The 25,588-nt window shown below is 61.7% G+C and carries 19 protein-coding genes and 1 tRNA gene; 3 read left to right on the forward strand and 17 right to left on the reverse strand.

The genetic code is table 11. From position 1 onward, the window contains the following. Positions 1-6: 6 nt before the first annotated feature. The 5 genes from PH586_RS14900 to rpsU form a co-directional block, all read right to left on the reverse strand. Positions 7-83, reverse strand: a tRNA-Ile gene (locus tag PH586_RS14900). A 15-nt stretch (positions 84-98) separates the two neighbouring features. Continuing rightward, positions 99-3,833, reverse strand: coding sequence for an EAL domain-containing protein (locus PH586_RS14905; protein ID WP_271348550.1), 3,735 nt, complete (start codon positions 3,831-3,833; stop codon positions 99-101). Positions 3,834-3,935: 102 nt separating this feature from the next. Continuing rightward, the gene (rpoD, locus tag PH586_RS14910) at positions 3,936-5,786 is read right to left on the reverse strand and encodes an RNA polymerase sigma factor RpoD (protein WP_271348551.1); all 1,851 of its coding nucleotides are present in this window, start codon (positions 5,784-5,786) and stop codon (positions 3,936-3,938) included. Between the two features lie 67 nt (positions 5,787-5,853). Then, entirely contained in the window at positions 5,854-7,851 is a 1,998-nt protein-coding gene (gene dnaG / locus PH586_RS14915; protein ID WP_271348552.1) for a DNA primase, read from the reverse strand. A 165-nt stretch (positions 7,852-8,016) separates the two neighbouring features. Further along, positions 8,017-8,232, reverse strand: a complete 216-nt coding sequence (gene rpsU / locus PH586_RS14920; RefSeq protein WP_003296736.1) for a 30S ribosomal protein S21 — start codon at positions 8,230-8,232, stop codon at positions 8,017-8,019. A gap of 206 nt (positions 8,233-8,438) precedes the next feature. On the opposite strand from rpsU, the gene tsaD reads away from it, so the two are divergent. Then, complete coding sequence (tsaD, locus tag PH586_RS14925; protein ID WP_271348553.1) at positions 8,439-9,464, forward strand: tRNA (adenosine(37)-N6)-threonylcarbamoyltransferase complex transferase subunit TsaD; 1,026 nt, start codon at positions 8,439-8,441, stop codon at positions 9,462-9,464. Positions 9,465-9,522: 58 nt separating this feature from the next. Here tsaD and plsY read toward each other — a convergent pair whose 3' ends face one another. Further along, positions 9,523-10,092, reverse strand: a complete 570-nt coding sequence (plsY, locus tag PH586_RS14930; RefSeq protein WP_271348554.1) for a glycerol-3-phosphate 1-O-acyltransferase PlsY — start codon at positions 10,090-10,092, stop codon at positions 9,523-9,525. Positions 10,093-10,335: 243 nt separating this feature from the next. Between plsY and folB the strand changes: the two genes are divergently transcribed. Together folB and folK are read left to right on the forward strand one after the other, a co-directional pair. Continuing rightward, complete coding sequence (gene folB / locus PH586_RS14935) at positions 10,336-10,692, forward strand: dihydroneopterin aldolase (RefSeq protein ID WP_271348555.1); 357 nt, start codon at positions 10,336-10,338, stop codon at positions 10,690-10,692. Further along, positions 10,683-11,222 (forward strand): 2-amino-4-hydroxy-6-hydroxymethyldihydropteridine diphosphokinase, encoded by a 540-nt coding sequence (folK, locus tag PH586_RS14940; protein WP_271348556.1) that lies wholly within the window; start codon positions 10,683-10,685, stop codon positions 11,220-11,222. Before folB ends, folK begins: the two co-directional genes overlap by 10 nt. Positions 11,223-11,248: 26 nt before the next feature. Here the strand turns inward: folK and PH586_RS14945 are convergent, their stop codons facing one another. The 11 genes from PH586_RS14945 to PH586_RS14995 all read right to left on the reverse strand — a co-directional run bounded on the left by PH586_RS14945 (position 11,249) and on the right by PH586_RS14995 (position 25,482). Beyond that, positions 11,249-12,481, reverse strand: coding sequence for a multifunctional CCA addition/repair protein (locus tag PH586_RS14945; RefSeq protein ID WP_271348557.1), 1,233 nt, complete (start codon positions 12,479-12,481; stop codon positions 11,249-11,251). A 65-nt stretch (positions 12,482-12,546) separates the two neighbouring features. Then, complete coding sequence (locus tag PH586_RS14950; protein WP_271348603.1) at positions 12,547-14,100, reverse strand: SpoVR family protein; 1,554 nt, start codon at positions 14,098-14,100, stop codon at positions 12,547-12,549. Between the two features lie 23 nt (positions 14,101-14,123). Continuing rightward, a complete protein-coding gene (locus tag PH586_RS14955) occupies positions 14,124-15,395 on the reverse strand; it encodes a YeaH/YhbH family protein (protein ID WP_271348558.1) in 1,272 nt (423 codons plus the stop codon). A 104-nt stretch (positions 15,396-15,499) separates the two neighbouring features. Then, entirely contained in the window at positions 15,500-17,422 is a 1,923-nt protein-coding gene (locus tag PH586_RS14960) for a PrkA family serine protein kinase (protein ID WP_271348559.1), read from the reverse strand. Positions 17,423-17,704: 282 nt separating this feature from the next. Beyond that, the gene (gene glpE / locus PH586_RS14965) at positions 17,705-18,034 is read right to left on the reverse strand and encodes a thiosulfate sulfurtransferase GlpE (protein WP_271348560.1); all 330 of its coding nucleotides are present in this window, start codon (positions 18,032-18,034) and stop codon (positions 17,705-17,707) included. Further along, on the reverse strand, positions 18,031-18,855 hold the full coding sequence (locus PH586_RS14970) for a symmetrical bis(5'-nucleosyl)-tetraphosphatase (protein ID WP_271348561.1): 825 nt from the start codon (positions 18,853-18,855) through the stop codon (positions 18,031-18,033). The genes glpE and PH586_RS14970 overlap by 4 nt, the downstream gene beginning before the upstream one ends. After that, on the reverse strand, positions 18,855-19,235 hold the full coding sequence (gene apaG, locus PH586_RS14975) for a Co2+/Mg2+ efflux protein ApaG (RefSeq protein ID WP_271348562.1): 381 nt from the start codon (positions 19,233-19,235) through the stop codon (positions 18,855-18,857). The genes PH586_RS14970 and apaG overlap by 1 nt, the downstream gene beginning before the upstream one ends. A 146-nt stretch (positions 19,236-19,381) precedes the next feature. Continuing rightward, on the reverse strand, positions 19,382-20,188 hold the full coding sequence (rsmA, locus tag PH586_RS14980; RefSeq protein ID WP_271348563.1) for a 16S rRNA (adenine(1518)-N(6)/adenine(1519)-N(6))-dimethyltransferase RsmA: 807 nt from the start codon (positions 20,186-20,188) through the stop codon (positions 19,382-19,384). Positions 20,189-20,298: 110 nt separating this feature from the next. After that, on the reverse strand, positions 20,299-21,291 hold the full coding sequence (gene pdxA / locus PH586_RS14985) for a 4-hydroxythreonine-4-phosphate dehydrogenase PdxA (RefSeq protein ID WP_271348564.1): 993 nt from the start codon (positions 21,289-21,291) through the stop codon (positions 20,299-20,301). Positions 21,292-21,428: 137 nt separating this feature from the next. Continuing rightward, on the reverse strand, positions 21,429-22,721 hold the full coding sequence (locus PH586_RS14990) for a peptidylprolyl isomerase (RefSeq protein ID WP_271348565.1): 1,293 nt from the start codon (positions 22,719-22,721) through the stop codon (positions 21,429-21,431). Continuing rightward, on the reverse strand, positions 22,702-25,482 hold the full coding sequence (locus tag PH586_RS14995; RefSeq protein ID WP_271348566.1) for an LPS-assembly protein LptD: 2,781 nt from the start codon (positions 25,480-25,482) through the stop codon (positions 22,702-22,704). The genes PH586_RS14990 and PH586_RS14995 overlap by 20 nt, the downstream gene beginning before the upstream one ends. Positions 25,483-25,588: the final 106 nt, after the last annotated feature.

Below are 25,588 nucleotides of genomic sequence, written 5' to 3' on the forward strand. Positions count from 1 at the left end.
TGCAGTTGGTGGGCCCACACGGACTCGAACCGTGGACCAAGGGATTATGAGTCCCCTGCTCTAACCAACTGAGCTATGGGCCCTCAGAAGCTGGCGGATTATACCGGCGCCTTCTCTGTAGTGCCAACCGAACGACGCGGGCCGAGGAAATTATGGGCGAAGGCGTCGGCGGCGAGCGGGCGGCTGAGGACGAAGCCCTGGATCTGTTCGCAGCCTTCGGCGGCGAGAAACAGTTCCTGGGCCTTGGTTTCCACACCTTCGGCGATCACCGTGAGTTGCATGCTGCGGCCCAGGGCAATGATGGCGCGGGCGATGGCTGCGTCGTGTGGGTCGTTTGGCAGGCCGCGTACGAAGGATTGGTCGATCTTCAGGGTGTCCAGCGGCAGGCGCTTGAGGTAGCTCAGCGAGGAGTAGCCGGTGCCGAAGTCGTCGATGGCCAGTTGCACGCCGAGGGCTTTGAGTTCGTGGAGGATGCTCAGGGCATCCTCGGTCTGGTTCATGATGAAGCTTTCGGTGATTTCCAGTTGCAGCAGGCTGGGGTCCAGAGCGTGGCCGTCGAGCAGCTGCGAGATGCGTTTGAGCAGCTGCGGCTGGTGCAGTTGGGCGCCGGCCAGGTTGACCGAGAGCGGGCCGAAAGGCGCATGGAGGCGTTGCCATTCGCCCATTTGCCAGCAGGCTTGCTGCAGCACCCAGTCGCCCAGGGGCAGAATCAGCCCGGTTTCCTCGGCCAGGGGGATGAAGCGGTCGGGTGGGATTTCGCCAAATACCGGGTGGATCCAGCGTATCAGGGCTTCGGCGCCGGCCAGGCGGCTGTTGCTCAGGTTGAGCTTCGGCTGGTAGTAGAGTTGCAGTTCCTCGCGCTCCAGGGCGCGGCGCAGTTCATGTTCCAGGGCCATGCGTTCGGTGGCCTGGAAGGTCAGGTCGCGGGTGTACATTTCGACCCGGTTGCGGCCTTTGGCTTTGGAGCGGTACATGGCGGCGTCGGCGTTCTTCACCAGGGTGGCGACATCCTGGCCGTCCTCCGGGAACAGGCTGATGCCGATGCTGGCGCTGATATGGAACTCATGCTCGTCGATGAGGAAGGGTGGGCCGAAACAGGCCAGCAGTTTGTTGGCGACCAGTTTGGCGTCCTCGCTCTGGTGCAGGCCCGGCAGCAGGATGATGAACTCGTCGCCGCCGAGTCGGGCGACGGTATCGATGTCGCGCAGTTGTTGCTTGAGGCGGATGGCAATGCTCTTGAGCAGCTGGTCGCCAATCGGGTGTCCGAGGCTGTCGTTGATGTGCTTGAAGCGGTCCAGGTCGAGAAACAGGATGGCGCCTTGGCGCTCGTCGGTTTGCGCATCGTCGAGTGCGGCATGCAGCCGTGTTTCGAACAGCATGCGGTTGGGCAGGCCGGTCAAGGAGTCGTGGTGGGCCTGGTAGTCGAGCCGGGCCTGGGCATGTTTGAGTGAGCTGATGTCCGCGAACACGGCGACGAAGTGGGTGGTCTGCTGCTGCTCATTGCGCACGGCATTGATGGTCAGCCATTCCGGAAAGATTTCGGCGTTCTTGCGCCTGTTCCAGATCTCCCCTTGCCAGTGCCCTTCATCTTCCAGTTGGTGCCACATGGCGCTGTAAAAGGCACTGTCGTGTTGCCCGGAGGCAAGCAGCCGGGGTGTTTGCCCGAGTGCTTCGGCTTCGCTAAAGCCGGTGATTTCGCTGAAGGCGCGGTTGACCGCAATTATGCGCTGCTGGGGGTCGGTGATCAGCACGCCTTCGGCGGTGCTTTCGAACACGGTGGCGGCCTGCTGGAGTTTTTCCTGCATGACCTGGCGTTCGGTGATGTCGCGGGCAATGGTCAGCAGGCAGGACTCGTCGCCGACCTGAATCGGCAGGACGGACAGTTCGCATAGGCGTATCTGGCCATTGCGGGTGCGGATCGAGGCCTGCACATCACGCGCACTGCCGTGCAAGGCGATCAGTTCGATCATTCTGGCGCGGTCTTCGGGGTTGGCCCAGATCCCCAGTTCCAGGGTTGAGCGGCCGGCTGCTTGGCTGCTGCTGTGGCCGGTGATACGGCTGAAGCCTTCATTGATTTCGATCAACTGGCCGTCGCGGACGCGGCTGATCAGTAGGCCGTCGGGGGAGGCGTGGAAGGCTCTGGCGAATTTTTCTTCGGAGGTCAGCAGTTGTTGCTGGGTGGCTTTGAGTTGGCTGATGTCGCGCACGACCACAACCAGCGCCGGGGTGTCGGCAAGCTGGAAGGCCTGGGCGGAGACCAGGCCGGTGAAGGCTTGGCCGTCACGCCGCTGGAAGGGCAGCTCCAGGTTGCGCAGGCTCTCGTCTTGCAGGCGTTTGAGCAGGATCTGGCCGATGCCGGGGTTGCCCCAGATAGTCAATTCGCTGGCACTTTTACCGAGCGCTTCGGCGATCGGGATACCGGTCTGCTGTTCGAAGGCATTGTTGGCTTCCAGCAGGCAGCCATCGGCCTTGCGCATGATCATCAGTATGTCCGGGCATTGCTGGAATACCGAGGCGAATTTCTGTTCGGAGAGGCGCAGGTCCTGCTCGGCCTGTTTGGCTTCGCTGATGTCGACCATCAGGCCGTGCATGATGGTCGCGTCGCCACTGCGGGTCAGGGTGACAATGTCGCGGATCCATAGCACGCGGCCATCGGCGGCATGCATGCGGTAGTCGAGGCTATGGTCGCGGCCGGCAGTGCTTTCGCGTTGGCGGCAGTCGAGGGCCCGCTGTGCGTCGTCCGGGTGCAGGGTGCTGAGCCAGAAGCCCGGGCGTTTCCAGTCGGCCAGCGGGTAGCCGAGCAGTTTTTCCGCGTGCTGCGAGACGTAGGTAAAGCTGTAGTCATGCAGGTAGGCCTCCCAGGCGATCGCCGAAAGGTTTTCCACTAGGCTGCGGTAGTGCTGTTCGCTGTTGCGCAATTTTTGTTCGAGCAGGCTGCGGGTGGCCATTTCGGCATGCAGGCGGCGGTTGATGCGCAGTATCACGGCGATGATGGAGCACAGTGCAAGCAAGGCCGGGAGGCCGTACAGCAGCAGTTCGCGCCAGATGCTGCGCCTGTCCTCTATGTCGCCGACCCAGCGCGCTTGCAGGGCGCTGATTTCGCTGCTGCTGATGTCGGCGAGGAGCTTGTCGATAATCCCGATGAGCAGCGTCTGGTCGCGGGGTGCGGCCATGGAAAGCTTGTAGCGGTAGGGCGTTTCGCCACTGATGATCAGACCGTTGAGTTTGAGCTGGCGCATGCTCCAGACACTGGAGGCGAGGTCGCCGATCAAGGCATCGGCTTGGCCGGTTGCCAATGCTTGCAGGGCGGCATTGACGGTCGGCAGCGCTAGCAGGTCGAGCTCGGGGTGCTGGCTGCGCAGCAGTTCGTGGGGCGCATAATTCTCGACCACGGCAACTTTAAGGCCATCAAGGTTCTTGATCGCGCGTGGTTGCGGGCCGTCATCGCGTGCCAGGATGACAATCGGGAAATCCAGGTAAGGACGGCTGAAGGCCAGGTACGTCTGCCGTTCCGGCGTGGCCATGACCGCGGGCAGTAGGTCCAGTTGGCCGGTCTTGGCCTGCTCCAGTACTTCGCTCCAGTTGTTACTGTCGCTCGGTTGCAGGCTCACGCCCAGGCGTTGCTCGAGCAAGGCGATGTAATCGGCGGCCAGGCCCTGGTAGCGGCCCTGGGGGTCGCGGAACTCGAACGGCGGCCAGGAGGTATCGATGCCCAGGCGCAGTACGGGGTGTTCGGCAAGCCAGTTGCGCTCCTCATCGCTGAGCGAGAAGGCGGCAACCGGATTGACCCAATACACCAGACACAACAGGAGAATGGCCGGCAATCGCGGCATGGCGCCCTCGTAACAAATCGAGTGATGTCTCGAGTGTAGACGGGGCTCGGGGCACAAGGCCAGCAGATAGCAAAACCCCCGGTTTGGGCCGGGGGTTCTGGATTACTCGTCGAGGAAGGAGCGTAGATGCTCGCTTCGCGTCGGGTGGCGCAACTTGCGCAGCGCCTTGGCCTCGATCTGACGAATCCGCTCGCGCGTTACATCGAACTGCTTACCAACCTCCTCGAGGGTGTGGTCGGTATTCATGTCGATGCCGAAGCGCATGCGCAGTACCTTGGCTTCTCGAGCGGTGAGGCCGGAGAGTACGTCGCGGGTGGCTTCCTTGAGGCTTTCCACGGTCGCCACGTCGATCGGCGACTGTGTTCCGGAATCCTCGATGAAATCACCCAGGTGCGAGTCTTCGTCGTCGCCGATCGGGGTTTCCATGGAGATCGGCTCTTTGGCGATCTTCAATACCTTGCGGATTTTGTCCTCAGGCATTTCCATGCGCTCACCCAGCTCTTCCGGGGTCGGTTCGCGACCCATCTCCTGCAGCATTTGCCGCGAGATACGGTTGAGCTTGTTGATCGTCTCGATCATGTGCACCGGAATACGGATGGTGCGGGCCTGGTCGGCAATCGAGCGAGTGATCGCCTGACGGATCCACCAGGTGGCATAGGTCGAGAACTTGTAGCCGCGACGGTATTCGAACTTGTCCACCGCTTTCATCAAGCCGATGTTGCCTTCCTGGATCAGGTCGAGGAATTGCAGGCCGCGGTTGGTGTACTTCTTGGCAATCGAGATCACCAGACGCAGGTTCGCCTCAACCATCTCTTTCTTCGCGCGACGAGCCTTGGCTTCGCCGATCGACATGCGACGGTTGATGTCCTTGATCTCTGCCAGAGTCAGGTCGCACTCGGTCTGCAGGGCAACCAGCTTCTGTTGGCAGCGCTGGATGTCGACCTGCAGGCCGCCGATGGCCTCGGCGTATTTTGCTTTGCCCTTGGCCAGTTGCTCGGACCAGGTGGGATCAATTTCATTGCCTGGGAACAGGCGCAGAAAGTCGGCGCGGGGCATGCGGGCATCACGTACGCAGAGTTGCATGATGGCGCGTTCTTGAGCACGCAGGCGCTCCAGGGCACCACGCACACGCACCACCAGCGCTTCATACTGCTTGGGCACCAGCTTGATCGGCGAGAACAGCTCGGCCAGGGCTTTCAGCTCGGCAATGCCTTGCTTGCTGCCGCGACCATGCTTCTTCAGCGTCTTCTTGGCGATCTCCAGTTGTTCGGAGATGGCCGTGAAGCGGCGCAGGGCTTCTTCCGGATCCGGGCCGCCGTCGCCTTCTTCTTCCTCTTCGGTGTCGTCCTCTTCCTCTTCCTTGTCGTCACCGGCGTCGTCGGCAGTGCCGTCTTTGGCTGGTACCGGCGCGGCAGGGGCTGCAACAGGAATAGTGCCGTCATCCGGGTCGATATAGCCGTTGAAGACTTCGACCAGGCGGCCACCTTCGGTGGAAACGCGGGTGTATTCGGCGAGGATGCTGTCGACGGTGTCCGGGAAGTTGGCAATAGCACCCATGACTTCGCGGATACCTTCCTCGATACGCTTGGCGATTTCGATTTCGCCTTCGCGTGTCAGCAGTTCCACTGTGCCCATTTCACGCATGTACATGCGCACCGGGTCAGTGGTACGGCCAATATCGGTCTCCACCGCGGCCAGCGCGGCAGCGGCTTCTTCAGCAGCTGCCTCGTCGGTATCGGCGTCGGCCAACATAAGGGCGTCCGCATCCGGAGCACTCTCGTGTACGGGGATCCCCATGTCGTTGATCATGCGAATGATGTCTTCCACCTGCTCCGGATCTGAAATATCTTCCGGCAGGTGGTCGTTGACCTCTGCGTAAGTCAGATACTTCTGCTCACGACCCAGGGTGATCAACTCTTTGATACGGGACTGTTGTTGCGCTTTTCCGGACATAACACCCTATCCACTGAAGGTCTTGGCGGGCTAAAAACAAGCCGCGGATTATACCCGAATAAGACCCCTATGCGCCAGTTGGGCTCGGGATTACCGGTGATGCATTACGGCTCAGCAGGTTGCGCAGCTGGTTTTTTTCCTCTGCACTCAACTCACTTTGACGGGCTTTGTTGATCAAATGTTCCAGGCTGCGCTCGCGTTGGCGGGCTATTAGCCTAGTTATAGTGTCGAAAAACTGTTGTTCAAGGTTGTCGGCCGAAATTAGCCACTCCTTTTCCGCCAGGGCCCGCAATAGGCGGCCCTGATCGGTACCGTGCCAGCGCGCGATCAGTTGCAGTGTGCGCAGTTTCGGGTTCTTTTGCAGGGCGCCGAGCAGGGCGACCAGCAGTTGTGCGTAGGTGTCGTCTTCGGCGGCGAAATGGCTGACATCTTCGACGTTCTGCGCCAGTTCGGGGTGATGCAGTAGCGTGCGTAGGGCGCTCAGGTGCGGCGATTCGACGCTGACGGCTGTGCGTGGGGCGCGCGGCGTGAAGTCGTCGCGACCCTTTTTGCTCCACTTCCCGCCTTCTTGCTTCCAGTTGCTCTTGTTCTTGCCCTTGCTGCGCTCGAAGCCCGCCGTTGGCTCGGGATTTTCGTATTCATTGTGGCTGGGCGCGACATCATAGTAGGCGCTGTCGGGGATTTCGCCATGATCCGGATGGTAGTCGCCGGGCGTCGAATGGCTGCTGTGCGGTTGGGCGCTGCTTTTGCCGGTCGGGGCCATCTGACTCAGGGCTTCGCCGCTGAGCCCGGTAATCTCGGTCAGGCGTTGGCGCATCAGGGTGCGCAGGTTGTTGCCGGGAATTTTATCGATCAGTGGTGCGGCCAGGGTCACCAGGTGGGCTTTGCCTTCGAGTGAGCGCGGGTCGGCCTCTTCGCTGAGCTGCTGGAAGAAGTAGTCGGCCAGCGGTTGCGCCTGCTGGTTGATGCGGGCGCGGAAGGCGTCGGTGCCTTCGCTGCGCACCAGGGTGTCCGGGTCTTCGCCGTCGGGCAGAAACAGGAAGCGTGCGCGCCGGCCATCTTGCAGGCTCGGCAGGGTCGCCTCCAGGGCGCGCCAGGCGGCGTTGCGTCCGGCCTGGTCGCCGTCGAAGCAGAACAGCACGCTGGGCACGATGCGAAACAGGCGCTTGAGGTGTTCTTCGCTGGTGGCGGTGCCGAGGGTGGCGACGGCGTTGCGCAGGCCTTGCTGGGCCAGGGCGATGACGTCCATGTAGCCTTCGACCACCATGATTTCGTCGAGGTCGCGGTTGCTCTTGCGCGCCTCGAACAGGCCGTAGAGTTCCTGGCCCTTGTGAAATACCGGGGTTTCCGGGGAATTCAGGTACTTGGGTTTGTCGTCGCCGAGCACTCGGCCACCGAAGGCGATCACCCGGCCGCGGCTGTCGCGGATGGGGAAGATCACGCGGTCGCGGAAGCGGTCGTAGCGCTTGATTTTTTCCGGGTTGTCGGCGTTTTCCACCAGCAGGCCGGCGTCGATCATGGCCTTCTGCTGCAGGCTGTCGCTGGCCAGGTGCTTGTGCAGGTTGTCCCAGCCGGGCGGGGCGAAGCCAAGGCCGAAATCGCGGGCGATCTCGCCGGACAGGCCGCGGCCCTTGAGGTACTCCACGGCGGCCTTGCGCTGTGGGTGGCTCTTCAGGGCCTGGCGGTAATACTCGGCGGCGGCTGTCAGCAGTGGGTATAGCGGTGAGTCGGTGGGTTGGCGCGGTTTGCTGTCGCGCCCGTTTTCTTCGCGCGGCACGTCCATGCCGGCGCGTTTGGCCAGGTCCTCGACCGCCTGGGGGAAGTCCAGTTGGTCGTGGTCCATGATGAAACCCAGGGCGTTGCCGCCCGCGCCGCAGCCGAAGCAGTAATAAAACTGCTTATCCGGGCTGACGCTGAATGAGGGGGTCTTTTCTTTGTGGAAGGGGCAGCAGGCGGTGTAGTTCTTGCCAGCCTTTTTCAACTGGATGCGCGAGGCGACCACGTCGACAATATCGGTGCGGTTGAGCAAGTCGTCGATAAAAGACTGTGGGATCAGGCCGGCCATAGGCGCTCAGAATTCTGCCGTGCAAGGCGGCGGGACAAATGTTACGGAAACTAAAAGACCCCGCGCCACCCATGGGTGGTGCGGAGTCCAAAAGCGAAGCCTGGCCGAGGCCAGGCGTTCAGGCGTTGCGCTTGTAGCTATGCGTGCAGGCGAAAGCCGCGGCGCTTAGTACAGGCGGACGCTACGGCGCTGTTCGCGCTGTACTTTCTTGGCGTGACGCTTAACAGCGGCTGCTGCTTTGCGCTTACGCTCGGAAGTCGGCTTTTCATAAAATTCACGGCTGCGAACTTCGGCCAAAACACCGGCTTTTTCGCAGGAGCGCTTGAAACGACGCAGAGCTACGTCGAAGGGTTCGTTCTCTTTAACTTTGACGGCTGGCATCCAGGGCGTACCTTCTTTATTACCGGGGGGTGTCGTACTCCTGGCAAATGGCGCTGGAGAACGTACGTTTTTAAGGGTTGCGGATGTTACCGTCTCATCGGCAGGAATGCAAAGCTTCTGATCGAAAAGGACTGGTCTGAGTCTGCCAGCGCCGATTATCATGCGCGTCTTCTGGCGTTTAGCCTCTTCATATCAAGGCGTTGCCCATGCTGGTACTGGGATTGGAAACTTCATGCGATGAGACAGGCGTCGCACTCTATCACAGTGAGCGTGGTCTGCTGGCCGATGCCTTGTTCAGTCAGATCGAGCAGCACCGCATCTTCGGGGGCGTGGTGCCTGAGTTGGCCTCGCGCGATCACGTCAAACGCATGCTGCCGTTGATTCGTGAGGTCTTGGCCGAGGCAAAATGTACGCCGGAAGATATCGAGGCCGTTGCCTATACCGCGGGGCCTGGCCTGGTCGGCGCGCTGCTGGTTGGCGCCTCCTGTGCCCAGGCCCTGGCCTTTGCCTGGGGCGTTCCGGCGCTGGGTGTGCACCACATGGAAGGTCACTTGCTGGCGCCGATGCTGGAAGAAAATCCGCCGGCTTTTCCGTTCGTCGCTTTGTTGGTCTCGGGCGGCCATACCCAGCTGGTGAGGGTCGATGGCATCGGTCGTTACCAATTGCTCGGCGAGTCACTCGACGATGCCGCCGGCGAAGCCTTCGACAAGACGGCCAAGCTGATGGGCCTGCAATATCCGGGTGGGCCGGAAATCGCGCGACTGGCCGAGCAGGGCACCCCTGGACGCTTCACTTTTCCGCGGCCGATGACCGACCGGCCGGGGCTGGATTTCAGTTTCAGCGGTTTGAAGACCTTTACCCTGAATACCTGGCAGCAGTGCCGTGCAGCCGATGATGACGGTGAGCAGACCCGCTGTGACGTCGCCCTGGCGTTCCAGCAGGCGGTGGTCGATACCCTGACCATCAAGTGCCGTCGGGCGCTCAAGCAGACCGGGCTCAGCTCTCTGGTGATCGCTGGCGGCGTTAGCGCGAACAAGGCACTGCGTCTGGGGCTGGAGAAGATGCTGACCGAATTCAAGGGGCAGGTGTTCTATGCCCGTCCGGCGTTCTGCACCGACAACGGTGCGATGATCGCCTATGCCGGTTGCCAGCGCCTCATGGCCGGGCAGCATGAGGAGTTGAACATCAAGGTGCAGGCACGTTGGCCAATGGAGGCGTTGCCGGCGCTCTAGCCGCGAACTGCATGCCGCAAGCTGCCAGTCGGTCTGCCGCTGGTTTTGCGGCGGCTAGTTAAAAATGCCGTTCTCGGCCATTGAGCAGGTCGCGTAGATTGCTGCGGTGGCGCCAGACGATCAGGCCGGTCACTGCACTCATCGGCAGCAAGCTTTCGGGCTGTTGCCAGGCCAGCAGTGGCAGGCTCAACGGGGTGGCGATCAACGCGGCCAACGAGCTGGTGCGGGTCAGGTTGAAACTCAGTAGCCAGGCGCAGATGGCCAGCAGTGCTGCCGGCGGGTAAAGTCCCAGCAGCATGCCGGCGGCAGTGGCGACGCCTTTGCCACCGCGGAAGCGAAAGTACAGCGGGTACAGATGGCCAATGACGGCGGCGAGGCCCAGCCAGGCTTGCTGTTGCAGGTTCAGGCCAAGCAGGGCGCCGGCCAGGACCGGGAGCAGGCCTTTGAGCAGGTCACCGAGCAGGGTCAGGGTGGCCAGGCGTTTGCCGGCGACCCGCAGCATGTTGGTGGCGCCGGGGTTGCCGGAGCCAATGGCGCGTGGATCCGGTCCGCCCGCCTTGCGGCTGAGTAGAATGGCGAAGGACAGCGAGCCGAGCAGGTAGGCGAGGATCGCCAGTGGCCAAAACATGGCAGCCATTCCATGGTGAAGGAATGGCTGGATTCTAGCAGGCAGTTGAAAAGGGTAGCGAGCGCAGTACCACAATGGTCTCGGCGATTAGCCCGGAAAGGCAAAACGTGGTGTACGAGTCGCAAATGAGCATTTAAACCTGATTTCAACGCCGTATAGTCGTGCACAGTAGTTGTTAGACGGTCAGCCCGCCTATGGGGCGGTTTTGCCGTGTTGTGGTTTCTCGTGTGGTGGAGAGCGTGCTTGGACACAGTTTTTATTGAAGGCCTGGAAGTCGATACGGTAATCGGCGCCTACGACTGGGAACGTACCATTCGCCAGTGCTTGCGTCTGGACCTGTGCCTGGGTTGGGACAACCGTCCGGCAGCGGCTGGTGATGACCTGAGCAAGGCGCTCGATTACGCAGCAGTGTCCGCGCGAGTCCTGGCGTTCTCCAGCGAAGCGCAGTTCATTCTGGTGGAAACCTTTGCCGAGCGGCTGGCCGAGGTGTTGATGAGCGAGTTCCAGATTCCCTGGCTGCGCCTCAGGTTGACCAAGCCCGGTGCAGTGCCGGCAGCGATTGGCGGTGTTGGCGTGGAGATCGAGCGCGGATGTCGCTAACTCCAGTAGTTCTTGGTTTGGGCAGCAATATCGAGCGTGAGGCGCATTTGCAGGCCGGGCTCGATGCGCTGGCCACGATGCTGCGCGACATGCGCTGTTCGCCGGTGTTCGAAAGTCAGGCGGTGGGTATCAAGAGTGGGCCCTTCTTCAATCTGGTGGTGGCGGGTTATAGCGAGCTGCCGTTGGGTGAACTGGATCGCCGGCTGAAATTCATCGAGGCGGATAACGGCCGTTATGCGCCCGAGCGCAAGGGTTTGCCGCTGGATATCGATGTGCTGCTGTATGGCGATCAGGTCGGCAATTTCGACGGGCTGGTGCTGCCGCGCGCAGAAATCCTCAAGAACGCCTTCGTGCTCTGGCCGTTGGCGCTTTTGCTGCCGGATGATCTGCACCCGGCTGAACAGCGCAGTTTTGCTGCGCTGTGGCAGACGGCGCAGATCGAGCAGCAGCTTCATCCGGTGGCATTCCAGTGGCGCGGGGCCGAGTTGACCCCGGCCGAGCTGCGCCAAGCATTCCCTGCGCACACCTAGGCCGCCCAGCCTCGGCGCAGTTCGGCCTATGGCTGTGCCTTGTCGGTCTTGTACGCCTTGAGCGCCTTGAGGCGCTCAAGGCGCAGCGCCTCGCCCAGTTCGGGGCCTTGCAAGCCCTGCTCCAGCAACGGCTTGACTGCCACGGCGCGAGCCGCCTGCATGGCGCCGCGCAGGTAGCCGGCTTGCGGGTAGTCGCGTTGCTCCAATCCGTCCCGCCCCCGAGCATCCATCTCGCAGGCCGCGATGAACGCCTCGAAGCGCTGCGGGCGGCGAAACACATCGAAGTGCTGTAACAGCTCCAGCAGGGTCGAGGCTTTCAGCTCGAGGGCGCGATGGCCGTGAGTGTGATATTCGCCGACCAGCAGGGCCAGTTCCTGACAGTCTTTCGGCGCCTTGCTGCGCTCGTTGATCGCGCGAATCAGCTTCAGCCCGCGTTGCTCGTGGGCGATGTGCCGGGGCCAGTCGGCCATCGGCGTCAGGCCCTTGCCGACATCATGCAGCAGGCAGGCCCAGCGCACCGTTAGCGGCTGCTGGTATTCGGCGCACTGACGCAAGACGCTGAGTACATGCGCGCCGGTATCGATTTCCGGGTGATGGGCGGGTGGCTGGGGCACGCCGAACAGCGCGTCGACTTCCGGTAGCAGCGCCCCGAGGGCGCCGCAGTCACGCAATACCTGGATAAACACATCGGGGCGAGGTTCGAGCAGGGCGCGGGAGATCTCCTTCCAGCTGCGTTCGGCGGTCAGCGCCGAAAGCTCACCGGAGTCGCTCAGTTGGCGCATCAGCGCCAGGGTCTCGGGGGCCACGCGAAAGCCCAGGGAGGCATAGCGCGCGGCGAAGCGAGCGACCCGCAGCACCCGCAGCGGATCTTCGGCAAAGGCCGGGGAGACATGCCGCAGCAGCTTGGCCGCGAGGTCGTGCTGGCCGCCATAGGGGTCGATCAGGCGGCCTTGTGCGTCCTCGGCCATGGCGTTGACGGTGAGGTCGCGGCGGATCAGGTCTTCTTCGAGGGTGACGTCCGGGCTGGCATGGAAGGTGAACCCGCCATAGCCGCGGCCGCTCTTGCGCTCGGTGCGCGCCAGGGCATACTCCGCGCCGGTTTGCGGGTGCAGGAACACCGGGAAGTCTGCACCCACCGGGCGATAGCCCAGCTCCAGCATCTGCTCGGCACTGGCGCCGACCACCACCCAGTCGACCTCGGTGACTTCGCGGCCGAGCAGGCGATCACGCACTGCACCGCCGACTTTATAGATCTGCATGTCTGTTCCTCCGCTGAGTGCAGAGGATAACGGCTGGGGCGTACAGGCGGCCAGGAAGTTGCCGATCAGATCGGCGGAATGATCAGGTCGAGCCGAGGGTAGTCGCTGTCCTGATCGCTGTCACTCTTGGGCGGTACGTGCTGGGTGTCGATCAGTTTGTCGCCCTGCAGGGTTTCCAGGTGAATGTCGAAACCCCACAGACGATGCAGGTGCTTGAGCACTTCATCGGTGGAGTTACCCAGGGGTTTGCGGTCGTGCTGCTGGTGGCGCAGGGTCAGTGAGCGGTCGCCGCGGCGGTCGATGCTCCAGATTTGGATATTAGGCTCGCGATTACCCAGGTTGTACTGGGCGGCCAGGGTTTCGCGGATGCTCTGGTAGCCCGGCTCGTCGTGGATGGCCGGGACCAGCAATTCATCCTTCTGGTCGTCGTCGAGAATGCTGAATAGCTTGAGGTCGCGAATGACCTTGGGCGACAGGTATTGCAGGATGAAGCTCTCATCCTTGAAGCTGCTCATGGCGAACTTGAGGGTCGTCAGCCAGTCGCTGCCGGCAATGTCGGGGAACCAGTGCTTGTCTTCTTCGGTGGGCTCTTCGCAGATCCGGCGGATGTCGCGGTACATGGCGAAGCCGAGGGTGTAAGGGTTGATGCCGCTGTAGTAGGGGCTGTCGAAGGGCGGTTGGTAGATCACGCTGGTGTGCGACTGGAGAAACTCCATCATGAAACCGTCGGTAACCAGGCCCTCGTCATACAGGTCGTTCATCAGGGTGTAATGCCAGAAGCAGGCCCAGCCCTCGTTCATCACCTGGGTCTGGCGCTGCGGGTAGAAGTACTGGGCGATCTTGCGCACGATGCGGATCACCTCACGCTGCCAAGGCTCGAGCAGGGGGGCGTGTTTCTCCAGGAAGTACAGGATGTTTTCCTGGGGCTCCGGGGGGAAGCGCTTGTTGTCTTGCTCGCCGCGCTTGCCGGCGCCCTTGGGGATGGTGCGCCAGAGGTCGTTGATCTGTTTCTGCAGGTGCTCTTCGCGCTCCTTCTGCCGACGCTGCTCCTCTTCGGCGGAAATCGGGTAGGGGCGTTTGTAGCGGTCGACCCCGTAATTCATCAGGGCATGACAGGAATCGAGCAGGTCTTCTACCGCATCGATGCCGTGGCGCTCCTCGCACTTCATGATGTACTGCTTGGCGAAGACCAGGTAGTCGACGATCGAGCTGGCGTCGGTCCAGCTGCGGAACAGGTAGTTGCCCTTGAAGAAGCTGTTGTGGCCGTAGCAGGCGTGGGCAATCACCAGTGCCTGCATGCACATGGTGTTTTCTTCCATCAGGTAGGCGATGCAGGGGTCGGAGTTGATCACGATCTCGTAGGCCAGGCCCATCTGTCCGCGTTTGTAATTCTTCTCGGTACTGAGGAAGTGCTTGCCATAGGACCAGTGGTGATAACCCAGCGGCATGCCCACCGAGGCGTAGGCGTCCATCATCTGTTCGGCGGTGATCACCTCGATCTGGATCGGGTAGGTGTCCAGCGCATAGCGTTCGGCGAGCCGGCCGATTTCGCGGTCGTAGGCGCCAATCAGCTCGAAGGTCCACTCCGAGCCGATGGAGATCGGTTGGCGTTTCTTCACGGGTACGCTGCTGTCATGCGCTGTCATGTTGCAAGCCTCCGCTGGAACAGTTCGCGGAACACGGGGTAGATATCGCCTGCCGAGACCAGTTGCTGCTGGGCGAAGGTGTCGTCAAAGGCCTCGCTGACCTGCTCGTACTCGAACCACAGCGCCTGGTGCTCGCGCGGGGTGATCTCGACGTAGGTGAAATATTGCACGAACGGCATGATCTGCTTGATCAATATATCCCGGCAAATCGGTGAATCGTCATTCCAGTTGTCGCCATCCGACGCCTGGGCGCCATAGATATTCCACTCGTTGGTGGGATAGCGCTCGGCCATGATCTCCTGCATCAGCTTGAGCGCGCTGGAGACGATGGTGCCGCCGGTCTCGCGGGAGTAGAAGAACTCCTCCTCGTCCACCTCCTTGGCGCTGGTGTGATGGCGGATGAACACCACGTCGATCTTGTCGTAGTTACGCTTGAGAAACAGGTACAGCAGGATGAAGAAGCGTTTGGCGATGTCCTTGGTGGCCTGGGTCATCGAGCCGGACACGTCCATCAGGCAGAACATCACCGCTTTCGAGCTGGGATTGGGCTGCTTGACCAGCAGGTTGTACTTGAGGTCGAAGGTGTCGAGGAAGGGCACACGCTTGATCCGGGCCTGCAGCTTGCCGACTTCAAGCTCAAGCGCCTGGATGTCGCCGAAATTGTCCGGCTCTTCGCGCTTCAGCCGTTCCAGTTCGAGTTGTGCCTCTTTCAGCTTGGTGCGGCTGCTGCCGGACAGGGCGATGCGCCGGGCGTGGGCCGAGCGCAGGGTGCGCACGATGTTGATCCGTGACGGGTTGCCCTCGTTGCTGATGCCAGCGCGTACGGTCTTGAAGGTGTCGGCGCCGGTCAGGTGACGCTTCACCAGGTTGGGCAGTTCAAGATCCTCGAACATGAAGTCGAGAAATTCTTCCTGGGTGATCTGGAAAACAAACTCATCCATGCCTTCGCCAGTGTTGCTGGCCTTGCCCGCGCCTCGACCGCCGCCGCCACCTGGCGGTCGCGGAATGCGTTCGCCTGCGGTGAATTCCTTGTTGCCCGGATGGACGATGGTCTGCTTGCCGCCACGGCCGTGGTGAAATATCGGCTCGTCGATGTCGCGACCGGGAATGCTGATCTGTTCGCCATGCTCCATGTCGGTAATGGAGCGGCGGCTCACCGCCTCTTCGACGGCTTTCTTGATGTGGTCACGGTAACGTCGCAAGAAGCGCTGGCGGTTAACCGTGCTCTTGTTCTTGCCGTTCAGACGTCGGTCGATCACATGGCTCATAGGGCCCCTCCGAGGAGCTGCAAGCGACACGCCACAAGCTACAAGGGCGACCCCGCCCGGGGTCGCTTTGGTTTGCAGCTTGAAGCGTACTGCTTATGGCTGCCTTACTGCGATTTACGAACCCGCAGATACCATTCGGACAGCAGGCGCACCTGCTTGTCGGTGTAGCCGCGCTCGACCATGCGAGTGACGAAGTCGTTGTGTTTCTGTTGGTCCTCCTTGCTCGCTTTGGCGTTGAAACTGATGACCGGCAACAGGTCTTCGGTATTGGAGAACATTTTCTTCTCGATCACTACGCGCAGCTTCTCGTAGCTGAGCCAGGTCGGGTTCTTGCCGTTGTTGTTGGCACGGGCGCGCAGCACGAAGTTGACGATCTCGTTGCGGAAATCCTTCGGATTGCTGATGCCTGCCGGTTTCTCGATTTTCTCCAGCTCCTCGTTGAGCGCGACGCGGTTGAGGATCTCGCCGGTTTCCGGGTCACGGTATTCCTGATCCTGAATCCAGAAGTCGGCGTACAGCACATAACGGTCGAAGATGTTCTGCCCGTACTCGCTGTAGGACTCGAGGTAGGCGGTCTGGATTTCCTTGCCGATGAACTCGATATAGCGCGGCGCCAGGTATTCCTTGATAAAACGCAGATAGCGCTCGCGGGTTTCGGCGGGGAACTGCTCCTGTTCGATCTGCTGCTCCAGCACATAGAGCAAGTGCACCGGGTTGGCGGCCACCTCGTGCGGGTCGAAGTTGAACACCTTGGACAGGATCTTGAAGGCAAAACGCGTCGATAGACCGTTCATGCCCTCGTCGACCCCGGCGGTGTCGCGGTACTCCTGGATCGACTTGGCCTTGGGGTCGGTGTCCTTGAGGTTCTCGCCGTCATAGACGCGCATCTTCGAGTAGATGTTCGAGTTCTCCGGTTCTTTCAGGCGGCTCAGTACCGAGAACTGGGCGAGCATCTTCAGGGTGTCCGGTGCGCAGTGGGCCTTGGCCAGGGAGCTGTTGAACAGCAACTTGTCGTAGATCTTGATCTCGTCGGTAACACGCAGGCAGTAGGGCACCTTGACGATGTAGATGCGGTCGATGAACGCCTCGTTGTTCTTGTTGTTGCGGAAGTTGTGCCATTCCGACTCGTTGGAGTGGGCCAGCAGGATGCCGCTGTAGGGAATCGCGCCGAGGCCCTCGGTGCTGTTGTAATTGCCTTCCTGGGTAGCGGTGAGCAAGGGGTGCAGGACCTTGATCGGCGCCTTGAACATCTCGACGAATTCCATCAGGCCCTGGTTGGCGCGGCACAGGGCGCCGGAGTAGCTGTAGGCATCGGCGTCGTTCTGCGGGAACTCTTCCAGTTTGCGGATATCCACCTTGCCGACCAGGGAGGAGATGTCCTGGTTGTTCTCGTCGCCGGGTTCAGTTTTGGCGATGGCGATCTGGTTGAGGATCGAGGGGAACAGCTTGACCACGCGGAACTGGCTGATGTCACCGCCGAACTCGGTCAGGCGCTTGGTCGCCCAGGGCGACATGATGCTGTTCAGGTAGCGCTGCGGAATGCCGTATTCCTCTTCGAGGATGGTGCCGTCCTCGTCGACGTTGAACAGGCCGAGCGGCGACTCGAACACGGGCGAGCCCTGGATTGCATAGAAGGGCACTTTTTCCATCAGGTGCTTGAGTTTTTCTGCCAGCGACGACTTACCGCCGCCAACCGGCCCCAACAGGTAGAGGATCTGCTTCTTCTCTTCCAGGCCTTGGGCGGCGTGGCGGAAGTAGGAGACGATCTGGTCGATGCACTCCTCCATGCCGTGGAAGTCGGCGAAGGTCGGGTAGCGGCGGATCACCTTGTTGGAGAAGATCCGCGACAGCCGCGAGTTGCTTGAAGTATCGATCAACTCAGGCTCGCCAATCGCCAGCAGCAGCCGCTCCGCTGCAGTGGCGTAGGCGCTGCGATCCTGTTTGCACAGTTCGAGGTATTCCTGCAGGGAGTATTCCTCCTGCCGGGTCGCCTCGAAACGTTGCTGGAAGTGGCTGAAAATGCTCATAACTTCACCTCGCTCGATGCTTAAAGCCGCCGTGGCATCGGTCGTGCGGGTGCTGGTGATCGGCTGATGCATCAGCCGAGGATAGTCCCCCAGAACACCTAAAGGTCTTACCGATGGCCCGGATGCCGGCTGGCCGGCTCTACCTTGATTTTGATGGCCTGAACTAAAGGATAGTTCGGAATCGGTAAGATCAAGTGGCAACGAACGATAACAGGATATTACCGCTCGCTAGGGGCGAGCGGTAGTCCAGCGCTGGCGTGGCCTTGAGGGACGAATAAATTTTTATTCGTCTGGCGCTTGCGCAATGTCTTCCGGGAAGGTCGCGCGCCACAGTTCGAAGCCGCCATCGAGGCTGTACACCGCGCTGAAGCCTTGGCCGACCAGGTAGGCGGCGGCACTCTGGCTGGAGTTGCCATGGTAGCAGGCGACGATCAGCGGCACGTCGAGATCGGCCCTGGCGATGAAGTCATGCAGCGAATGATTGTCGAGGTGCTGCGCGCCTTTGATATGCCCGGCGGCAAAGCTTTGCGGGTCGCGGATGTCGACCACGGCGGCGCCTTGCTGGCGCAGCAGCTGGGCTTCGGACGGGGGGATACGTGTGAACTCGCTCATGGGTGCACCTCACTGCAGTTACAGCGGTGACGTTCACCGCTGTCGACATTCAATAGGGTCAAGGCGCCACCCCACACGCAACCGGTGTCCAGGGCGAACAGGCCGGGTTCCTCGCAACGACCTTCCAGTGCCGCCCAGTGGCCGAAGATGATCTTCTGCCCGCGGGTCTTGCGCTGTTTGTGGCTGAACCAGGGTGCATAACCGGGCGGCGCGCTGCCGGCGCCTTCCTTGCTTTTCAGGTCCAGGGTGCCATCGGCCGTGCAGAAGCGCATGCGCGTGAGGTAGTTGGTGATCACCCGCAGGCGGGTCACACCGTGCAGATCCTTGTCCCACTTGGCTGGCTCGTTGCCGTACATGCCATCGAGGAACAGCGGAAAGCGTGCGTCGTCGAGCAGGGCTTCCTCAACCTCGGCCGCGCGCCTGAGCGCTTTCTGCACTGACCATTGCGGCGGGATGCCGGCATGCACCAGGACGATGTCGCGCTCGGCGTCATAGTGCAGCAGTTTCTGGCGGCGCAACCAGTCGAGCAGATCGGCGCGATCCGCGGCGTCGAGAATCTCCTGCAGGGTGTCGCTCTTCTTCAGTCGTTCGATATTGGACGCGACAGCCAGCAGGTGCAGGTCATGGTTGCCCAGTACGCAGGTCAGCGCATCGCGCATCTGATAGAGAAAGCGCAAGGTGGCTAGCGATTCCGGGCCGCGGTTGACCAGGTCGCCGACCAGCCAAAGGCGATCTTTGGCGGGGTCGAATGCGACCCGCTGCAGCAGGCATTGCAGGGGTTTCAGGCAGCCTTGCAGGTCGCCGACGGCATAAGTCGCCATCAGTGCAGCGAGCCCGGTACCGCCAGGCGGAACGGTGCGATAAGGGCATCGAACTGCCTGCCGTCTTCGGCGAGCATCTGGTAACTGCCCTGCATGGTGCCGACGCGGGTGGTCATGACGGTGCCGCTGCTGTAGGTGTGACTCTTGCCGACCGCAATCAGCGGTTGTTGGCCGACCACGCCGGCGCCACGCACCTCCTGCACATGGCCGTCGCCATCGGTGATGAGCCAGTGGCGGGACAACAGTTTGGCCGGCAACTGACCCTGGTTGACGATGGTCACGCTGTAGGCGAAGGCGAAGCGGTTCTGCTCCGGCTGCGATTGCTCCGGCAGGTAGCGGGTGGTGACGCTGACGTCGACCTGGTAACGGGGATCTGACATGTACAAAACCTGCTTGATAGCTGCTGCTCTGGAAATTGCGGCGTTGCCAATGGGCCGGGCCTCAGTGTCTCGAAGGGCTCATTCACACCTCGTAAGCTCGTCTCGAGCATCCTTCGCAGTCGTTGCGATGAGCCAGTTTAGCTGGCTCAAGCAGCGTTGGGTTGTTCGGCCAGCCGATCGGCCAGGCGTACGAATGCCGCCAGATCCAGCTGTTCGGGGCGCAGGCTGCCATCGACGCCAGCCGCTTCGATTTCCTCTGCGGTCAACAGGGCCTTGAGCGTGTTGCGCAGGGTCTTGCGACGCTGATTGAAGGCCTCGCGCACCACGTTCTCGAGCAGGCGGTGGTCCTTGGCCGGATGGGGCAGCACTTCATGCGGCACCAGGCGCACGATCGCCGAGTCGACCTTGGGCGGCGGATTGAACGCACCGGGGCCGACATTGAACAGGTGTTCCACCCGGCAATGGTACTGCACCATGATCGACAACCGGCCCCAGTCCTTGCCGCCCGGGCCTGCCGCCAGGCGCTCGACCACTTCCTTCTGCAGCATGAAGTGCATGTCGCGAATCAGTGCGGCGTTGTTCAGCAGGTGGAAGATCAGTGGGGTGGAGATGTTGTAGGGCAGGTTACCGACCACGCGCAGGCTATGCGGGGCCGGATTGAGGCTGCTGAAATCGAACTTCAGGGCGTCGCCCTGATGCAGCTGGAAGCGCGGCTCGGCGGCAAACTTGGCATTGAGGATGGGGATCAGGTCGCGATCCAGTTCAATCACGTCGAGTTGTGCACCGCTGTCGAGCAGGCCTTCGGTGAGCGCGCCCTGGCCCGGGCCGATTTCCAGCATGCGCTCGCCTTCACGGGCATGGATGGCGCGCAGGATGCGGTGGATGACCCCGGCGTCGTGCAGGAAGTTCTGGCCGAAGCGCTTGCGCGCGCGGTGTTGGGGGTGTTCGGACATGGAGCAGCTCCAAGCCTCAAGCTGCAAGCGTCATGCAAGCGCCCAAAGCAGCAAGGCAAAGGGGCGCAGCTTACCAGTTGCGGGCGCACTCGGCATCCTGCTTGGCTCTGTCAGTCCTGGCTGGCTGCCATTTGATAGGCGGTTTCCAGGGCGACCTGCAGGCTACCGCTATCGATCCTGCCGCTGCCGGCCAGATCCAGCGCCGTGCCGTGGTCGACCGAGGTGCGGATGATCGGCAGGCCCAGGGTGATATTGACTGCGGCGCCAAAGCCCTTGAATTTGAGTACCGGCAGGCCCTGGTCGTGATACATCGCCAGCACGGCGTCGCAGTGGTCGAGGTGCTTGGGTGTGAACAGGGTATCGGCCGGCAGCGGGCCAATCAGGTCGATGCCTTCGCCGCGCAGGCGGTCGAGGGTCGGTTCGATCACCTCGATCTCTTCGCGCCCAAGGTGGCCGCCTTCGCCGGCATGCGGGTTGAGGCCGCAGACCAGAATGCGCGGTCGGGCGATGGCGAATTTAGTCCGCAGGTCATGATCGAGGATGCGGGTGACCCGGATCAGGCGTTCGGCGGTAATAGCTGCGGCGACATCCTTGAGCGGCAGGTGGGTGGTCACCAGGGCCACGCGCAGGCCGTGGGTGGCGAGCATCATCACCACCTGCTCGGTGTGGGTCAGTTCGGCGAGAAACTCGGTGTGCCCGGAGAAGGGGATGCCGGCCTGGTTGATCACGCCCTTGTGCACCGGTGCGGTGATCATGCCGGCGAAATGCCCGTCGACGCAGCCCTGGCCGGCGCGGGTCAGGGTGGCCAATACATAGGCGGCATTGGCCGGATTCAGTTGGCCGGGCACTACGGGGGCCGTCAGCGCAGTGTCCCAGACAAACAGGCTGCCAGCCGGCGCGGGGGCGCTCGGCCAGTTGCCGGGGCCGGCCTCTAGCAATTGAATGTCGAGGTTAAGGCAGTGGGCCCGCTCGGCGAGCAGTTCGCGGCTGGCTATGGCGATCAATGCATGGGGTTGCGCCTGGCGAGCGAGCAGCAGGCACAGGTCGGGGCCGATGCCTGCCGGCTCACCGGGGGTCAGTGCGAAGAGGTGTCTTGCAGTCATGGGCAGGTTCTCGGTTGTGCCGGCTGGCTGGGCGTCGAGGCGGATAATCGGGCTATGTTACGCCGTGTCCGCTGCAGAACGAAAAAAGCCCGGTGCTGCGAGGGGCAGGCGCCGGGCTTTGATCTGGTTGGCGATGCCTACAGCTTGATTTCGACGTAGGCCTCGTCGCGGATCTGCCGCAGCCAGGCTTGCAGTTCTTCGTCATATTTGCGGTTGCGCAGCACGGTCAATGCCTGTTGCTCGCGGAACTTCGCGCTGCTGTCGGTGGCGCGGCGGCCCATGACCTGCAACACATGCCAGCCGTAAGGGCTCTTGAACGGCTTGGACAGTTCGCCACTGGCGGTGTTGCTCATCACCTCGCGGAACTCCGGCACCAGCACGCTGGGGTCGATCCAGTCGAGACTGCCACCGTTGAGTGCCGAGCCCGGGTCTTCCGAGAAGCTCTTCGCCAGTTCGCTGAAGTCTTCGCCGGCCAGGAGGCGTTCATGCAGGCGCTTGATCAGGCGTTTGGTTTCGGCTTCGCTGCGAATCTCGCTGGGCTTGATCAGGATGTGCCGAACATTGACTTCTTCACTCACTTGGGTGCCGCCGCCACGTTTTTCCAGCAGCTTGAGCATGATGAAGCCGCCGGGAGTGCGCATGGGTTCGGTGACATCGCCGACCGACATCGCGCCAATCATGGCATCAAATGGCGGTGGCAGTTGCGCCGCCTTGCGCCAGCCCATCTCGCCGCCTTCAAGAGCGGTCTCGCTGGCCGAGTGGGTCACTGCCATCTGGGCGAAGTCGGCGCCAGCGCGGAGCTGCTGGTACAGCTCCTGTACCTGGCGCTCGGCCGCTTGAATGGCTTGCGGGGACGCGCCGTCGGACAGCGGGATGAGGATGTTGGCCAGGCGGAACTCTTCCGAGAGCTGCATTTTGCCGAGGTCGGACGCGAGGAAGTTCTGCACTTCCTGGTCGGTGACCTGGATGCGCTCGGCCACGCGGCGTTGACGCACGCGGCTGATGATCATTTCGCGGCGTACCTGGTCGCGGGCGTCGGCATAGGACAGGCCGTCCCGCTCAAGCGCGGCGCGGAACTGTTCGAGGCTCATGCTATTGCGTTGGGCAATGCTGGCCAGTGCCTGATTGAGTTCCTCGTCGGTGATGCGAATGCCGGAGCGGTCGCCTATCTGCAGCTGGATGTTCTCGATGATCAGGCGCTCGAGCACCTGTTGACTGAGGACATCCTCGGGCGGCAGTGCCGCGCCGCGTTTGGCGATGGTTTGCTGCACTTCGCGCACCCGCGCGTCGAGCTGGCTCTGCATGACCACGTCATTGTCGACAATCGCCACGACACGGTTGAGGGGCTGTACCTCGGCTTGCGCCGCGGTACCCAGTAACAGTGCGCCCAGCAGCAGCGGGCGCACGCAATCAGAAAGCTTGATCTTCACGTTCACGATAACCTTGAATGCCTTGATCGAGGAAAGTCTCAACCTTGTTGCCTGTCACGCCACCCAAGCCCTTGAGGACGATTTGCAGGAAAATGCCACGGTCTGGCTGATCATTCAGCGACGGACTCAGGCTGACTTCGTCATAGTCGATCCAGTAGCGATTGATCAGGCGCAGCTTCCAGCAGCAGCTGTCATATTCAAATCCGCCGAAGGCTTCGAGGGTGCGATCACGGCTGTAATCGTACTGCCAGCGGGAGATCACGCTCCATTGCGGGACGATCGGCCAGATCACCGAGAAGTCATGCTGGCTGACTTTGTAGTAGTCCTTGATGAAGTTGGGGTTTCTGCTGCCACCCGAGAGGAACTCATTCCCATAGTCTGGATTATTGGTCCAAGTACCGCTATCACGGTCGTACCGGGTGGTGTCGTTGCGGTAGCGGTAGCCGGCATTGACCACCTTGTTCGGATTGTCTTCCGGCTGGTAGTGGAACATCGCGCTGCCCGAACGGGTGCGGTGGGTGTCCGGGTCCCAGCTGAAGTCCGACGAGAAGCGCCAGTCGCGGTTGAAGCGATACAGGTATTCCAGTGCGTAAGGCGACTGCGAGGCCAGCGCGTCTGGGCGCGAGCGGTAGTCGATGCCCGGCATCTGCACCTGGCGGTCTTCGAAGTAGAAGGCCTGGCCGATGCTGAAGCGCTGGCGCTCGAAGCCATTGGCTTCAATCCAGCGGTTGGTCAGGCCCAGCGACAGCTTGTTCTCGTCGCCGATACGGTCCTTGCCGGAGAAGCGATTTTCGCGAAACAGTGACGAGTAACTGAAAGTGCTTTCGCCGGTGTCGAAGACCGGAATATCGGTCTGGTCTTCCTCGGGGACATAGAGGTAGAACAGTCGTGGTTCCAGGGTCTGGCGGTAGGACTTGCCAAATAGCTGGGTATCACGGTCGAAGTACAGGCCGCTGTCGACGCTGAAAATCGGGATGTTGCGATCAGGGGCATCCTTGAATGCACTTTTCTGGACACCGCCAGGGTTAGGTGCGAATCCTTGCGAGTCCAAATCCAGATCGTATTGTGTGTAGGCGTACTTCACTGACGGCGTCAGGAAACCCCAACTCCAGGTCAGCGGCAGGCTGACGGCCGGCGCCAGGTGCAGGCGAGTGCCATTGGCACGGGCCAGGCCGCGTAGCTTGGTGTCATACCAGTCTTCCTTCGCGCCATTCTCGTCGGAGAATTGGCCGCTGCGCAGGTCGCGGTCGAAACGCACCAGTTCACTGCCGTAGCTGATATTCAGGCCACCCGGCTGGAACGGCAGGGCACCATCGAGGGTGATCTGCGGCAGGCGGTTGTACGGCGTGATATCGGTGATATTGGCCAGTTCATAGGCGTGCGCATTGAGGCGCGCGGTATAGCTGCCGCCACGATAGGTCAGGGTGCCGCGCTGGTTGACGTAGGTGGTGGAGTCAATGCCGAGATCGGTGTCCAGATCCTGGAAGTAATAGGGATCGCTGATGTCGGTGTAGTCGACTTCGGCCAGCAGGCGCGAGTTGAGGCCACCCTTGTGCTGCCAGCTGTACAGCCAGCGCTGATCTTCGTAGTCCGACTGCAGTTTGCGGTCGTCGTTGCTGTCGTCGAGGTAAGCGGCGCCAAACTGGCCTTCGCTGCTCTTGGTCAGGTAGCGACCTTCGCCCTCGAGGAGCAGACCGCGGTCACTCATGTAGGTCGGATAGAGCGTGGCGTCGTAGTTCGGCGCCAGGTTGAAGTAGTAGGGCGTCTGCAGCGTCATGCCGTTATCGCTGGAGCTGCTGATGCTCGGCGGCAGGAAGCCGGATTGACGGCGGTCGTCGATCGGGAAGTAGATGTAGGGGGTGTAGAAAACCGGGAAATCCTTCACCCGCAAGGTCACGTTGGTCGCAGTACCGAAGCCGGTGGCCGGGTTCAGCGTGACGTTGTTGCCCTTCAGATGCCAGGTGTTGCTGCCCGGCTCACAGGTGGTATAGGTGCCGTCTTTCAGGCGAATAACCGCGGTTTCTTCACGCTTGGCGTAGAGCGCGCTGCCGCGTACATGGCTTTTGTGCAGCACGTACTCGGCGTTGTCGACCTTGGCTTCGCCGTTGTCGAGTTGCAGTTCGGCACGATCACCAACGACCAGAATGCCCTGGTCGCGCAGGCGCACGTTGCCGATCAGCTCGCCGCGGTTCTCGGCCTGGAGCAAGCTGGCTTCGTCGGCCTCGACCTGCATGCCGGCCTGGCGCAGCACGACATCGCCGGCCAGGGTGGCAACCTGTTGTTCCTGCTCATAGCGCGAGGCTTTGGCGGTAATGAACATTGGCGCTTCATTCATCGGCGTCTGGTCGTTCATCCCCGGCCTGCTCGGCTCGACGTAGCCGCCCGCGCAGTAGGGGCCGACTTCCGCCAGTTGCGCCTCGCTCAGCTTCTCGCGGGGCACCCAGTCGAGATGGCTGTAGTCGGCGCTACGCGAAGCCAGGGCTTTGCCGCCGCTCTCGGAGACCAATGTGGCGCGGGAGGCTCGACTCGCGTCAGCACTGTCGCGGCGCTGGGCCGTGGTCGCCACTCTCGGTTCGGGTCGCTCCGGCACGGCAGCGCTACTGGTTTTCGGGGCACATGCCCAACCTCCGGTAGCGGATACCTGGCAGTCGTACTGCTCGGCAGCGACAGCGAATTGACTGGCCAGTGGCTGCAAGGCCAACAGGCCGCCTGTTACCAGAAGTGGGAATTTTTTGCGGAACCTAGGGTATTTTACTGCCATCTTGTTTTCCGGGCTTCCTGCGGGCATTGGGCCCAGAGGCCGCACGCCTCTCGATGGGCTGAAAAAGATGCTGGATAATAAAGCATGACCCGCGCAACGGCTAGCG

This window comes from Pseudomonas aestuarii (genome assembly GCF_027988105.1).
Classification (GTDB): Bacteria; Pseudomonadota; Gammaproteobacteria; order Pseudomonadales; family Pseudomonadaceae; genus Aquipseudomonas; species Aquipseudomonas aestuarii.